This is a genomic window from Dactylosporangium maewongense, assembly GCF_039531485.1.
In the GTDB taxonomy this organism is placed as follows: Bacteria; Actinomycetota; Actinomycetes; order Mycobacteriales; family Micromonosporaceae; genus Dactylosporangium; species Dactylosporangium maewongense.
Genome location: NZ_BAAAQD010000001.1, coordinates 1437456 through 1451938, shown reverse-complemented (window position 1 = coordinate 1451938; position 14483 = coordinate 1437456). Strand labels below are relative to the sequence as shown.

Below are 14483 nucleotides of genomic sequence, written 5' to 3'. Positions count from 1 at the left end.
GGTAAGATCAGCCCCGGTTACAGCCTGACCGCCACTCGTCGCCTCAGCGTTGCCGGTGTCCTCGACATGATCAGGATCGGACATCGATGCTCCTCCAGCCACCGGCAACAGATACGGAGCGCCCAACGCCAGCAGCGCCACCACAAGCCCCGCAACACTGATGAACGCGTCCGCCTCACCGGGGCCAACCACGACCAGGTACACCGACACCCCGACCACGAGCGCACCGAAGACCGTCCGCCCCGCCCACACCCACCGCCGACTCCGAACCGGCATCACGATCCACCCCCCGCCGCGCTGGCCCACAAGCGACGCACGGTCAGCGTATAAGCACCCATCAACCTGAGGTGATCATGCAGTCACCCATTCGAGATCCCGCGGTCGCGATCCCACCTGACGGACGGCGACGTCACGAACTGGTCGAGGAAGGTCCGGATTGTTGCCGGGTCGATTCGGGCGATCTGCTCGAGCGGAGTTGTCCAGCGCCCGACGGCGAGCGCCTCTGCGATCAACCTTCGGGCGCGGTCGGGTTCAACGACATCGGCAAGGTTGGCCAACGCCGCCGCCTGCGACCACGGATCGGAGTCGGACCGAGCGGTCTGTTCAGCTTGCGCTGCCAGGGCCGTGGCGCGCTCGTGGTCGCCGGCGGCGGTCACAGCGGCAACCAGCTCGACCAGCGCCTTCGCCCGCCAGTACGGCTCAGCGATGTCCTGGATGACCTGTTCCGCGCGGGCAGCCAGTGCCTTGGCCTTCGGGTGGTCGCCGGCGGCCGTGGCTGCCCCGACCAGGCCGATCAACGCGCGCGCGTACTCGTCCGGGCTGGCGACGATGCGGACCTGCGCTATGAGGGCCTCGGCTCGTTTGTGGTTGCCGGCAGCGGCGAAGGCAGTAGCCACGCCGATCAACGCATGTGGTTGCCGGTAAGGGTCAACGATGGATCGCGCCATCTTGCCGCTCCGGATTGCCGAGGCTTGTGCCTCGGCGTGACGGCCGGCGGCAGCCGCCGCCGTAGCCAGCCCGGTCAACGCCAGTGATCGCCAGTACGAGTCGGCGATGGACCTGGCGATCTTCCGGGCCCGGTCGTGGTCGCCGGCGGCGATGACCACGGCGGTCAACGCCTCCGCCCGCGGGCTGGAGCCCGCGATCGCTCGGGCGATCTTCTCGGCTCGCTTGATGTCGCCGGAGGTCGCGACCGCCTTGGCGACATCGGTCAACGCGGCTGCCCGCCAGTATGAGCCGGCGAGGGACCGCGCGATCTCCTCGGCTCGGTCGTGATCGCCGATGACAGCGAGCGCTGTGGCCACCTCGGTCGACACATGTACCTTGCGGTCTTTCTCGCCGGCGATGGAGCGGACGTTCTGTTCGGCTTCGATTGCCAGCGCTTTGGCCCGGTCGAGGTCACCGGCTGCGGCGATCGCGGTTGCCAGATCAGTCAGGGCCTGTGCCTGCGCCTCCTGATCGGCCAGGGAGCGGGCGATCTCGGCGGCACGCTCGTGGTCACCGGCGGCGGTGACTGCGGTGGCAAGCCCATGCAACGCCCGTGACCGCTTGTCCGCATCGATGATGGAGCCGGCCAGCTGTTCGGCTCGGGATGCCAGCGCCATTGCCTTGTCACGGTCGCCGGCCGCGCTGAATACGGCGATCAGGCTGGTCAGCGCCCGCGCCTGCTGGTCAGGGTCGCGAGTGGGGGAAATCGTGTTCTGTTCGGCCTGGAGTGCAAGGCGTCTGGCTCGGTCGTGGTCACCCGCTGCGGTGGCCGCGGTCGCCAAGTTGGTCAACGTGGCGGGCCCGAAGAGTGAGTCGGCTCCGGAGCGGGCGATCCGTTCGGCTTCAGATGCCATGCCCTGGGCCCGGTTGTGGTCGCCGGCCACGTCGAGCGCGGTGGCAAGCTCGAACAACGCTCGCCCACGCGAGTACCGGATGAGGGAGCGGACAATCAGTTCGGCCTCGGTTGCCAGCGCCCCGGCCTTGTCGTGCCTGCCGGCGGCGGCCGCTGCGGCAACCAAGGCGGTCAAAGCACGAGCCAGGCAGTGCGGCTCGGTGAAAGAGCGGGCGATCCGCTCGGCCCGTGCGTGATCCCCAGTGGCAGCGACCGCGATGGCCAGGTCGCTCAGTACCCTCGCCTGCTCCTGCGAAGTGCCGATCGCGTCGGCGATCTGTTCGGATGCGTCGTAGTCACCGGAGGCGGTGACGACGGCCGCCAGGTCGATCAACGCCCGCTCGCGTTGGTCGAGGTCGGTAATGGATCGGGCGGCGGATTCGGCTTGGGCCGCCAGGACCCTGGCCAGGCTGTGGTCGCTGGCGCTTACGGCGCCGGCCAGGTCGATCAACGCGTTCGCCCGCGAACTCGGACTGGTGATGGAACGGGCGACCTGTTCGGCTTGGGCTGCCAGTGCGTTCGCCCGACCGTGGTCGCCGACGGATGCGGCCGCGGTGACGAGGCCGGTCAGCGCTTTCACTCGCGCGTCTCGACTGGTGATGGACTGGGCGAGTGCTTCGGCGCGGTCGGGTTGGCCGAGCGTGACCCAGACCGCCGGAAGATTGGTGGGGATGTTGGCATTGCGGTCGGCGAGTCGGTTTCGGTGCCAGGAGAGGCGCAGCGCGGCCAGCAGGTCAGGTGGCGGCTGTGCGATCAGCACCGAGAAGGCGGTGGCGATGTCGGTGAGCGCCGCGGTGTCAGCCCCGGTGATGCCGAGGAGCCGATCCTGGCGCATGGTGTCGGTGACAAGGGTGACCAGCCGGGGAAGATCGCCGAGCTCGGCGAGCAGTCGGGGGTAGCCGTTGAGGAGATATTCAGGTGTCTTGGGCGGCCAACGTTCGCCGCCGGGTGGAGTGCGGTAGCCGTCGGCCCAGCTGTGCAGCCGCTGTTGGTAGCCGACGATGCGGACCCCGATGTAGCTGATCGCGGCCGCCTGAAGTTCTTCGTGCCCGAGCAGGTAGACGTCGCGCCCGGTCGTCGGGTTCCATTGCGCCAGGCGGCGGGTAAGGGTTCGACCGGCGACGGTGTGGAGAACGTCTTCGATGTGGACCAGCCCGGCGCCGGTCAGCTCACACAGGTCGCCGCTGGACAGGCCGCCGCGGGCAGCGGCGAGAAAGCCGAGCAGATCCTGTTCGACCCGGGTGCCCTTCAGGAGGCGTTTGATCTCGACCTGCCCGAGACGCTGCAGGTCGCGGGCGTGCGGCGAGTCGTCGAGGAGCCGGATGATGCCGGGGTCGCGCAGGGGGTGCCAATCGGGGACGTCGTCCGGGACGGGTGGGTTGGGACGGCCGGAGACGATGATCCGCATGCCCGCCGGTGGGTTGGCAGGTAGGAGTGCGGCGATGCTGTGGGCGTCGGGTCCGAGGGTGACACCGCGGTCTTCGTCGAGACCGTCCACGATCAGGACCAGACGTCCGCCGGCGGCGTGGCAGCTGGCGGCGGCTCGGGCGAGAAGGTCGTGCAGGTGCGCTTCGCGAGTGGCTTCGCTCATCGTCGCGGGCAGGTCCTGCCCGATCAGGGCGGCCAGTTGCTCGAGAACGACGGTGGTGAACGCTTCCCGGGTGTCCTGCCCGGCCAGCCGGGCTGTGATGAAGAACGACACGACCCAGATCCGCCCGGCACGCCCTTCGCCGGCGTGGAGGACGAACGTCGACAACAGCGCCGACTTCCCCGCCCACGGCCCGGCCCGCCACCACACATACGGACCACGCTCACCGTCCACACAGAACGCGGCGAGCTCCGCCAGCTCCGCGTCCCGGCCCAGCAACACCGGCGGAGCGATCCGCCTCACCTGCTCCCGATACGCCGACCTGACCACCCGAACCAACGACACCGGGGCGGCAGCGTGAAAATGCTGGTGAACCTCGGTCGTCACGCGTCCCGGATATTGATTGATCTGGACATTGTGATCACCGATCTGCACACCTTGACCCGACTCGACGTCAACGTCGAACCGCCCGACAGCGGGCCTCCTTTCAGGCCCAGACGAGGAAGCCGTGCCGGACGACGCACTCACCGACGCCACACCTCCGACCACTCGCATCCCCGTCTGATTCTGACGTACGGACAGCCCGACCACCGGGCGTGGCGGCCGGGACGTTGACGACCTCCACTGAACGGAGGTGGTTTCCACACGTTCGTCGGAGCGTGGGGGCCCTACACTTCGCCGTGTGGCGGGGAACGCGTTCGCGGATTCGTGGCTGGCTATCGATTACGGCACCTCCAACACGGTGGCGATGCTCTCGTATCCCGACGGCAGGGTCCGGCCCATGCTGTTCGACGGGTCGCCGCTACTGCCGTCGACCGTCTGTGTCGGCGCCAACGGGCAGATCCTGACCGGTCGGGCGGCGCAGCGGCAGGCGCGGCTCGTGCCGGAGTCGTGCGAGCCCAACCCGAAGCGCCGCGTCGACGACCGTAACCTGCTGCTCGGCGAGCAGAGCGTCCCCGTCGTGGACCTGGTCGCCGCGACCCTCGGCAGGGTGCGGCAGGAGGCCACGCGGGCGCTGTCGATGTCGCCGTCGCGGGTCGTCATCACGTACCCCGTGGAGTGGGGCCCGGCGCGCCAGTCGGTGCTCGTGGACGCGGCCCGGCAGGCAGGGCTGCCGCAGGTGGTGCTCGTCCCCGAGCCGACCGCGGCCGCCACGTACTTCGCCACCGTCCTCGGCCGGGAGCTGCAGCCCGGCGGCTGTGTCGTCGTCTACGACCTCGGCGCCGGCACGTTCGACGTCAGCGTGGTGCAGCGCGGGCCGACCGGGTTCGCGCCGCTGTCGTACCGCGGACTCGACGACTTCGGCGGGCTCGACCTGGACGAGAGTGTGCTGTCCATCGCCGGCGACGCGGTCGCGGCGGCCTCCCCGCAGGAGTGGCAGCGGCTGCGCTCGCCGCAGAACACGGCGGACAGCCGCGCCTTCCGGACGCTGTGGCAGGACGCCACCGAGGTGAAGGAGGCGCTGTCGTCCCAGTCGTCGGCGGCCATGCTGGTGCCGCTCGTCGACCGCGAGGTCATCGTGGGCCGCGAGCAGTTCGAGGAGCTGGCCCGGCCGCGCCTGGCCGACACGGTGCGGATCACCACGCAGTGCATCCGTGAGGCCCGCATCGAGCCGCACCAGATCGGCGGTGTGTTCCTGGTCGGCGGCGGCACCCGGATCCCGTTGGTGTCGACGCTGCTGCACACCGCGCTGGGCGTCGCGCCGACGGTCCTGGACCAGCCGGAGCTCGTCGTCGCCGAGGGCGCCCTGCGCGCGATGGTGACCACCGGCGAGCCCACGGCTCCGGCGTTCGCGGCGGCCCCGTCGGGTGGCCCGGTGCCGGCGCAGGCGGGGCCGGCTCCGGTCAGCGCGCCGCCGACGGTGACGAGCGTGCCGCCCGCCCCGGCCAGCGCACCGCCCACGGTGACGAGCGTGCCGCCCGCCCCGGCGCCGGTCAGTGTCCCGCCGGTCCCGACCTCGCCGGTCGTCGGCTACCCGGGCACCGCTGAGTACGCCGCGCCGCCCGGACCGTTCCCGCCCGCGGTGTCGAGCGACCCGTTCCCGTCGAGCAACGAGTGGCCCGCCGCGGCACCCGTCTCCCCCACCGTCGCCGCGCCGGCGCCGCAGCCGCGCCGGCCGGCCGAGTTCGCCACCGCGTCCGGGGGTCCCGTCCTGCGCGTCCTCCTGTCCTTCGTCGTGGGCATCGGGGTGTCGATCCTGGGCACGTGGATCGCCTACAAGGTGGGCGAGAACCACGGTGACCACTGGCACCACGGCAACTACGCCGCCGCCATGCTGGTGCTGATCACGGTCCCCGGCGCACTGCTGGTCACGCAGGCGTTCGCCGGTATCGGCCGGTTGTCGCGCCGCACCAGGCTGCACATCGACGAGGCCGGCATCCGTGTCCTGGCCGGCGACCCGGAGTCGGAGGGCCGCTGGCGGGCGGCCGGCTGGGCGGTGCCCGCCGTCGCGTTGTCCGCGGTCTGCCTGTACTTCTTCCCGTTCTGGGACGTCAGCGACGATGGCCAGTGGACGATGGCGGTCCTGTCCGGGATCGGCCTGGTCGGGATCGTCGTCGCGGTCGTCCAGCTGGGCCGGGGGCAGGCGCGGCGGATCACCTGGCTGACGCTGCACCGCCGGTCGCCGCAGGCCGGTGACCCCCGCGCCGTCATCGAGGTCGACAGCTACCCGTGGCCGCAGCTGCGGGGCGTCGCCGTGCGGCGGGTCGGCGCCGCCCGGCGCCAGGCGCTCGTCGTCGTGCCGGTCGACCGGGGCGAGCTGCTGCGCCGTCCCTCGGTGCACCGGCGGGCCATGCGCGACGGCATCGGCTTCGTCGCCGCCGATCTCACGTCCGCCGGCATCCCGGTCGCGCCGGTCATCAGCGTCCTGCACGACCACGCCGGCGACCGGCTCGTCGGCGCGCTCGCGATCTGAGCCACCGACGCGCTCGTCAGGCCACGACCAAGAGCAAAGCCAAGCGCAAAAGCCAAGCGCAAGAGCCAGGAGCAAAGCACGGTCAACCCGCGTGGGTGAGGTCCTCGGGCACGACGATCCGCTCGTACATCTCGTCGCTGACGCCGCGCCGCAGCGCCGCCTCCTTGAGGGACAGGCCGTCGTCGATGGCGAGGTGCGCGATCTCGGACGCCTTGTCGTAGCCGATGACCGGCGACAGCGCGGTGACCATCATGACCGAGCGGTCCACGTTCTGCCGCAGCTGGTCGCGGTCGAGCCTGACGCCTTCGACGAGGAACTCGCGGAAGTGCTCGGCGGCGTCGGCGAGGATGCGGATCGAGTGCAGGACGTTGCTGATGACGACGGGCCGGAAGGCGTTGAGCTCGAAGTTGCCCTCGTTGCCGCCGATGGCCACGGCGGTGTCCGACCCGAGCACCTGGACGCACACCATGAGCATCGCTTCGGCCTGGGTGGGGTTCACCTTGCCGGGCATGATCGACGATCCGGGCTCGTTGGCGGGCAGGAGCAGCTCGTGCAGGCCGGTACGCGGTCCTGAGCCGAGCCACCGGATGTCGTTGGCGAACTTGAACAGCGCCGTGGCGATCCCGCGCAGCGCGGCCGACGTGCGCACGAGCGGGTCCAGGGAAGCCTGGGCGGCGAACTTGTTGGGCGCGGTGACGAACGGCCGGCCGGTCAGCTCCGCGATCACCGCGGCGGTGTCCTCGCCGAAGCCGGTCGGGGCGTTGAGGCCGGTGCCGACGGCGGTGCCGCCCATCGCCAGCCGGTACAGGCCGCGCCTGGTCGAGGCCAGGTGTTCGACGGCGTCCTCGAGCTGGGCGGCGTAGCCGGACCACTCCTGGCCGACGGTGAGCGGGGTGGCGTCCTCCAGGTGTGTCCGGCCGATCTTCACGACGTCGGCCCACTCGCGGCTCTTGACCACGGTGGCGTCGTGCAGCCTGGCGAGCGCCGGTAGCAGGTGCTCCTCGATCGCGACGACCGCGGCGATGTGCATGGCGGTGGGGAAGGTGTCGTTGGAGGACTGGCCCATGTTGACGTCGTCGTTCGGGTGTACCGGCGTCTTGCTGCCCAGTTTCCCGCCGACGAGCTGGATCGCGCGGTTGGAGATCACCTCGTTGACGTTCATGTTGGACTGGGTGCCGGAGCCGGTCTGCCAGACGTACAACGGGAACTCGCTGTCGAGGTCGCCGGCGATCACCTCGTCGGCCACGCGTGCGATCAGGTCGGCCTTCCACTGCGGCATCCGCCCGGCGCGGGCGTTGACGATCGCCGCGGCCTTCTTGACATAGCCGTAGGCGTGGTAGACCGCCTTGGGCATGCGGTCGTCGCCGATGTCGAAGTGGACCAGGGAGCGCTGGGTCTGCGCGCCCCAGTAGTGGTCGGCCGGGACGGCGACCGGGCCGAGCGAGTCGGTTTCGGTGCGGGTGCCGGTGGCGTCGATGCCGATCGGCACGTCGCGCACCTCGGGCACGCGACGGCCGGCGGGCTTGGGTTCGGCCATCTCGTCACCCTGCCTTGACCGGACGGTACTCCGGTTGCCACATCGCATCCCGTACCTGCCGTGCCGGGTCGGTGAGCTCGGCACGGGCCAGATCCTCGTCGGCGGCCCGCTGCGCCACGGCGGCCGCGACGGTGGCCGACACGTCCCGCAGGTTCTCCACGTGCGGCAGCAGCGACGCGCCGGGTGTGCTCACGTCCACCAGGCCGGCGACGGCTTCGGCGGCGGCCGCGAACATCCCGTCGCTGATCCGCTTGGCCCTGGCGACGATGGCGCCGAGGCCGAGCCCGGGGTACAGCAGGGCGTTGTTCGCCTGCCCGATGCCGTAGGTGACGCCCTGGTAGGTGACCGGCGGGACCGGGATGCCGGTGGCGACGAGGCCACGGCCTCCGGTCCACGCGATGAGCTGGTCGGGCATCGCCTCGATGCGTTCCGTCGGGTTGGACAGCGGGAAGATGATCGGCCGGTCCACGTGCCCGGCCATCTCCTTGACGATGCCTTCGGTGAACGCGCCGTGCACGGTCGAGGTGCCGACCAGCATGGTCGGCCTGCCGTTCGCGACGGTCTCCCGCAACCCGATGCGGCCGTCCCGTCGCCAGGCGGCGACCTCGCCGGCCGGGCGGGCGTACGGGGTCTGGTAGTCGCGCAGGTCCGTCATGTCGTCGGTCAGCAGCCCCTGCTTGTCGACGCACCAGATCTGCCGGATCGCGGTGTCCCGGTCCGCTCCGTCGCGGACCATCGCGTCGCGGAGCTGGTCGGCGATGCCGACCCCGGCGGTGCCGGAGCCGAAGATGACGATCCGCTGGTCCCGCATCCGGGTGCCGGCCACCCGCACGGCGCTCAGCGCCGCGGCGAGCACGATCGCGCCGGTGCCCTGCATGTCGTCGTTGAACGTGCACACCTGGTCGCGGTAGCGCTCCAGGATCCGGCGGCCGTTGCTCGGGCCGAAGTCCTCCCAGTGCAGCAGCGCGTTCGGGAACAGCTTGGTCGCCGCCCGCACGTAGGCGTCGATGAACTCGTCGTAGCGTCGCCCGCGTTCCCGGGCGTGCCGGTTGCCGAGGTAGTCCGGGTCGTTGAGCAGTTCCCCGTTGTCGGTACCGACGTCGAGCGCGACCGGAATCACCCGGCCCGGGTCGATGCCGGCCGCGGCGGTGTAGACGGCCAGCTTGCCGACCGCGATGTCGATGCCGCCGGAGCCCCAGTCGCCGATCCCCAGGATCTCCTCGGCGTCGGAGGCGACGATCAGGTCCACGTCGTCGGCGCCCAGCCCGGTGTCGGACAGCGCCTTCTCCACCCGGTCGGGTTCGTCGACCGACAGGTACACCCCGCGCGGGCGGCGGTACTCGTGGCTGTACCGCTTGATCGCCTCACCCACGGTCGGGTCGTAGACGACCGGCAGCATCTCGCGCAGGTGCTCGGCCAGCAGCCGGTAGAACAGCACCTCGTCGTTGTCCTGCAACATGGCCAGGAAGACGTTCTTGTGCAGGTCGGAAGGCTGGCGGTGGTACTGCTCGTACACCCGCCGCACCTGGTCGTCCAGGGACAGGACCGCCGGCGGTAGCAGCCCCTCCAGCCCCAGCGCGGTGCGCTCCTCGTGGGTGAAGGCCGTGCCCTTGTTCAGCAAGGGTGTGCCGAGCACCTCCGCGCCACGGGCCGTGGTGACGTATGCGCCGTTTTCCGACCGGAACTTCCGCTTCGCGGCCACCCGCGTGCCTACGGTCATCGAAACGCCTCCGAGTCTGCTCAGTCACGTTCACAACCGCCGGTCCCTCTACCCGCTGTCGGCCGAGTACACCTCGGGCCGGGGCGTCACGGCGGGCTGGTCGCGGCGAGAACGGTGCGACCGTCACGGAGGAGGGCGAGGTCGAGGGCGACCTGTCTGGAGGACCAGCCGTTGAACGCGGCGCTGTGCCGGAACCGCTCCCGCAGTTCGGCGGCGACGAGATCGCGCATCGGCCGGGCCGCCGACCCGATCGTGGCGAGGTGGGCGGCGATCTCCAAGCGGCGTCGCGGCTCGGCGGTCCAGAGCCGGGTGAGGGCCGGCAGCGGGGTCTCGGCGTCGCCGGCGATTCGCCAGAGGGCCTGGGCCACGGCGACATGGATGTCGTCGTCGGCGGTGTCGAGCAGGGCGCGCAGCGGTGCTTCGAGGGCGGCCCCGGCCGGTCCGAGCCGGCCGGCCGCTTCGGCGGCGAAGGACGTGGCGTCCCACGGGTCGTCGAGGTGGCCGGCGAGCAGCTCGACCGACTGCCTCGCCTCGCCCGTGACCTGCCACAGGGCGACGGCCGCGACGACCCCGCCGTCGCGGCCGAGCGTGGCCCGCAGTGCCGGGACGGCCGCCGCCGCGGCCAGGCCGATGCTGCCGAGGGCGGTGGCGGTGATCAGGTCGATCGGTCCGGCGAGCAGCTCGGGCACGGCCTCGGCGCCCGCCGGGCCGAGCGCCGTGGCGACCCGGGTCAGGACCCTGCGGTGTCCGGCCGCGGCATCGCCGGTCGACCCGGCGCAGCGGCGCAGGACGGTGGGCAGGAGGTCGGGCGCCGTCGTGGCATACCGGGCCGCGAGCGGGGCGGAGTTGCCCGGCGGGATGTCGCGGTCGACGATCGCCCGGACGGCGGGCAGCGCCCGGTCGTCGTCGAGCGCGGCCAGCGCCCACACGGTCGGGCCGACGGTCGGCTCCCACCCCCGCCAGGTGACGACCCAGGGCGGGGGCCCGTCGCCGTACCGGGACTCCGGCGCGGCGGATGCGACGGCGGCGGCCAGCGCGTCGGCGGCGGGTGCGGCGAGCGCGTCGAGATGGTGCAGGACGAGCGCGGCCCGGCCAGCCAGGCGACCGTCGGTGAGCTGGGCGCCGACGAGCGCGACGAGGTCGGTGTAGTCGCCGCGCCAGTACCCGACGAGGCCCAGGGCCGGGCGCAGAGCGGCCGATCGCGCCGCCGGCGGGCCGGCCGACAGCAGGCCGGTGAGCAACGCGACGCGGTCCTCGATCCGCTCGTCGAGGGCCAGGCTGAGGTCTTCGACGAGCGCGTCCCGGCCGCCGGCCGCCGGCCGCAACCCGCTGATGTGTGTGGGCGTCACCACCGAGGCGAGGTCCCCCCAGCGGGACGCGTCCAGGGCCGGCAGTGTCTCCGGCGCCACCCCCTGCAGGTCCGCCCGGAGCAGCTCAACGACGGCAGGGATCAGGTCACCGGCGAGCGCTTCCGGGGCCGTGTCGACGAGGTCGGCGGCCGCGGCGAGCCTGCACCGCACATCCGCGTCGGCCGGGTCGGGCTCGGCGGACCAGTCTGTGAACCAGGTGCCGACCGCGGCCGGGTCGACGCCGGAGACCAGGCCCGCGGCGGCGAGCCGGCCCAGGCCCGCGACCGCCGCGGCGAGCGCGCCGCGGACGTCGGGGTCCGGCTCGGCCGCGACCCGGGCGTGCAGCGACGCCAGGATCGTGCCCGCGTCGCCGCGCTGGACGAGCAGCGTGGCCGGCACGGCGCGGCGCACGTCCGGGTCGGCGTCCTCGAGCAGGCGCAGCAGCAGCGGCGCGGCGCCGGCGACCGCCGCCCGGGCGGCGACGAAGTCCGGCCCCGGGTCCTCGCGCCGGGTCGCGCCGCCGATGTGGGCCAGCAGCCCCAGCACGCCGGCCCGGTCCGGCACCCGGGAGTCGCCCGCGAGGCCGAGCAGGAACGGGATCGCGGCGACGGTGCTGTCGAACACGTCACCGTGCAGGTGCACCGCCCCGCGCAGCCCGTTCAGCGCGTCCGCACGCGCCTCCGGTTCCGGCCCGACCAGCCGGCGGAGCAGGTCCGGCACGTCGTCGGCGGCGCCCCAGGCGTGGCCGAGCGCCGCCCAGTCGACCCCGTCCAGATCGTCCAGGTCCTTGATCACGGCGGCAGCGTGCCAAACCGGCGCAACGCCACGGCGCCTCCCGCCGGTCCGGTTGAAGCCACAAGGCGTTTTGGTTGTGTCCGCTGCTCGACACGCGGTTCGACAACCGGCCTCTCAAGTCCAGGCGTGATCGATGTGTCCGACATCCACACATCGTCATGAGGAGATCACCGTGCTGCTTCGCATCGGCACCGCCGCTGTCGCGCTCGCCGCCACCGCCCTGTTCGTCTCGCCCGCCGCGGCCGCTCCGGCGGAAGGGCCGATCGACGCCATCTCCGGCAAGGTCGGCCTGTCCGGCGACCCGTACACCCCGTCGGCCGTCGCCGAGATCGGCGTCATCAACAGCGGCGCGACGGCGCTCGAGGGCCGGTTCATCCTGGAGCTGCCGACGGGCTCGGTCACCGTCGAGCCCGGCCAGTGCGACACCGGCACGAAGGCGGGCACCTGGATCTGCTCGGCCGGCACCGTCGCCCCGAACGTGGGCAACCCGAAGACGGTCGGGATCAAGATCCGTTCAACGACCGGCGAGCCCGTCTTCCAGGTGTCGACGCTGGGCTACCTGCAGGGCATGGCGCCGGACGGCACGCTCGGGAGGCGCAACGACTTCGTGGTCGCGTGGCCGGACAAGGGGCCGCTGCGCCTGTCCGCGCAGGCCGGTCCGGTCAGCGACGGGCACGTCGACGTCGCCGTCCGCGTCACGAACGCCGGCAGCTTCACGTTCGGCCAGTACTACCTCGTCGCCTACACCCCGGGCGGCGTGCGCGCCGTGTCGCCCGCCTGCACCGCCAGCGGCCGGATCCCCGCCGAGCAGGGCTGCGAGATCCACCGCACCGGCCCGTTCGCGGCCGGCGCGCAGGACACGTTCACGATCCGCCTGTCCGTGCCGGCGAAGCGGTCGGAGGTCGAGCTCGTCCTCACGCCGACCAACCGGTACACCAACAAGGACACCAAGGTGAAGCTCACCGTCGGCACCACGTCCGCGACGACGCCGGCCCCGACCTCCCCGGCCGTGACCTCTCCGGCCGCGAGCGTCTCACCGGTCCCGGCGCTGCCGAAGACCGGGACGAACGTCGGCCTGCTCGCCGTGTCCGGCGGGCTGCTGCTGGCCGCCGGTGCGGGCCTAGTGCTCGTCGGCGCCCGCCGCCGCTTCCGTACGGGCTGAGCGTAGGGCGATCGCGGCGGTGGCGGTGCCGGTACAAGAGCACCACCGGCACCGCCGCGGCCGGAGGCTCATCGGATGCCCAGCGCGCTCATGAGCAGCGCGGCGACGGCGTCCCGGTGCTCCGGGCTGTCCCGCCAGCGCAGCCTGCGTCCGGCCTCGACCACCACGCCGAAGCCGGCGTGGATCAGCACCCGGGCCTGGCGCGAGTCGAGCTCCGGACGCGCCGACCGCAGCTGCTGCTCCCACACGGCGATGTGCTCCCGCTGCGCGACGACCAGCGGCCGTTGCAGGTCGGCCGGCAGGCCGGCGAGCTCGGCGTTGGCGACGCTGGTGAGTGCCGTGTGCTCGAAGCTGTACGCCACGTAGGTCGCGGTCAGCGCGACCACCGCGTCGTGCGGGTCGGCCGTCCCGCGGAGGTTCTGCTCCACCGCCTGGGCCAGCAGCCCCGCCGCCTGCAGGCAGGCCGCCGCCAGGATGTCGGCCTTGCCGGGGAAGTACCGGTAGATCGCGGACGGGACCAGCCCGACGGCCTCCGCGATCCTGCCGTTCGTGACGTTGGCGAAGCCGTCCCGCTCGAACAGCGGGATGGCGGCCGCGAGGATCTCCGAGCGCCGGGTGCGTGCCACGGGCTGGGCGGGCAGGTCGACGAGGCGCGCGATGCCGGTGGCCGCCGCCGGGTCGGTCGCGGCCACGCGCAGGGCGGACCCGACCAGCACCTCTTCGAGGCGGCGCTGCGCGATCGCGGTGTGGTGCATCGTGATCGACCCGATCGCGCCGAGTGCCGCGACGGCCCGCAGGTGCTCGTCCGGGAGCGGATGCTCGCGGTGTACCGCGTCCGCCACCCGGGCGACCACGTGCGCGAACTTCGCCCTGAGCGCCTGCCGGTCGCCGCGATCGAGGTACCTGGCCTCCCATCGGTACACGCCGCCCGACGCGCGATGCGCGACGGTGACCCGGGCGGCGGCGGCGAGGACGTCGGCCAGGGATGCTTCGGCGGGCACGTCGTCGAGCGCGGCGACGAGCCGGTCCGCCATGACGTTCGCACACTCGGCGAACAGCGCGTACTTGTTCGGGAAGTGCCGGTAGAGGGCCGCCGCGGTGATGCCCATGCTGGCGGCGATCTCCTCCATGGACGCCGCGTGGTAGCCCCGTTCGCTGAACATCCGGCCGGCCGCTTCGATGACGAGCTGCTTGCGGTTGCGGGGCCGGACGGCCGCGGTCGACTCGGTGGTCACAGCGGCGACCGACCAGGCGTGTGCGGGAGCCCGCCGGACGCGCCGGTCAGGGGTCCGCACCGCAGCGGCACGGCGATGTCCCATGGCATGCCGCCGATCCTGACACATGACCGGGCGTCGGCCACGGTACCGGCGGCGACGGCCGCCCTCCGGCGCGGCGGAGATTCCCTGCGCGGACGCCCTTGCCGACCGGCGGATTGTTTCGTATGTTAACGGAGAATCACACATCGACTTCCGTAAGGTTGTCGCTGTCCGCCACTGCTTAGCCCCTGCATGAGCAGCGCCCATGCCTTCACGGAACCGG

7 protein-coding genes are annotated in these 14483 nt (G+C 72.2%); 2 read left to right on the top strand and 5 right to left on the bottom strand.

Features of this window, described 5'->3' with window-relative positions:
• Nucleotides 1–359: 359 nt before the first annotated feature.
• Nucleotides 360–3902 carry a tetratricopeptide repeat protein gene (locus ABD332_RS06475; protein ID WP_344500511.1) on the bottom strand — a complete coding sequence of 1181 codons (3543 nt, stop codon included), beginning with the start codon at nucleotides 3900–3902 and terminating at the stop codon, nucleotides 360–362.
• A 247-nt stretch (nucleotides 3903–4149) separates the two neighbouring features.
• Here ABD332_RS06475 and ABD332_RS06470 point away from each other — a divergent pair, with 247 nt between their 5' ends.
• Nucleotides 4150–6381: an Hsp70 family protein gene (locus ABD332_RS06470; RefSeq protein ID WP_344500509.1), complete on the top strand. Its 2232-nt coding sequence runs from the start codon at nucleotides 4150–4152 to the stop codon at nucleotides 6379–6381.
• Between the two features lie 82 nt (nucleotides 6382–6463).
• Here the strand turns inward: ABD332_RS06470 and fumC are convergent, their stop codons facing one another.
• The 3 genes from fumC to ABD332_RS06455 all read right to left on the bottom strand — a co-directional run bounded on the left by fumC (nucleotide 6464) and on the right by ABD332_RS06455 (nucleotide 11782).
• Nucleotides 6464–7918 carry a class II fumarate hydratase gene (gene fumC / locus ABD332_RS06465; protein WP_344500507.1) on the bottom strand — a complete coding sequence of 485 codons (1455 nt, stop codon included), beginning with the start codon at nucleotides 7916–7918 and terminating at the stop codon, nucleotides 6464–6466.
• 4 nt (nucleotides 7919–7922) lie between these two features.
• Complete coding sequence (locus ABD332_RS06460) at nucleotides 7923–9638, bottom strand: NAD-dependent malic enzyme (RefSeq protein WP_344500505.1); 1716 nt, start codon at nucleotides 9636–9638, stop codon at nucleotides 7923–7925.
• An 86-nt stretch (nucleotides 9639–9724) separates the two neighbouring features.
• Nucleotides 9725–11782 carry a hypothetical protein gene (locus ABD332_RS06455; protein ID WP_344500503.1) on the bottom strand — a complete coding sequence of 686 codons (2058 nt, stop codon included), beginning with the start codon at nucleotides 11780–11782 and terminating at the stop codon, nucleotides 9725–9727.
• Nucleotides 11783–11954: 172 nt separating this feature from the next.
• Between ABD332_RS06455 and ABD332_RS06450 the strand changes: the two genes are divergently transcribed.
• The gene (locus ABD332_RS06450; protein WP_344500502.1) at nucleotides 11955–12944 is read left to right on the top strand and encodes an LPXTG cell wall anchor domain-containing protein; all 990 of its coding nucleotides are present in this window, start codon (nucleotides 11955–11957) and stop codon (nucleotides 12942–12944) included.
• A gap of 68 nt (nucleotides 12945–13012) precedes the next feature.
• On the opposite strand, the gene ABD332_RS06445 is transcribed toward ABD332_RS06450, so the two are convergent.
• Entirely contained in the window at nucleotides 13013–14179 is a 1167-nt protein-coding gene (locus tag ABD332_RS06445; RefSeq protein ID WP_344500501.1) for a TetR/AcrR family transcriptional regulator, read from the bottom strand.
• Nucleotides 14180–14483 lie beyond the last annotated feature (304 nt).

What these genes read in the sequence shown, in the direction of transcription:
- fumC (WP_344500507.1), bottom strand. Translation starts at nt 7,918, where the DNA reads ATGGCCGAACCCAAGCCCGCCGGCCGTCGCGTGCCCGAGGTGCGCGAC.
- ABD332_RS06460 (WP_344500505.1), bottom strand. Translation starts at nt 9,638, where the DNA reads ATGACCGTAGGCACGCGGGTGGCCGCGAAGCGGAAGTTCCGGTCGGAA.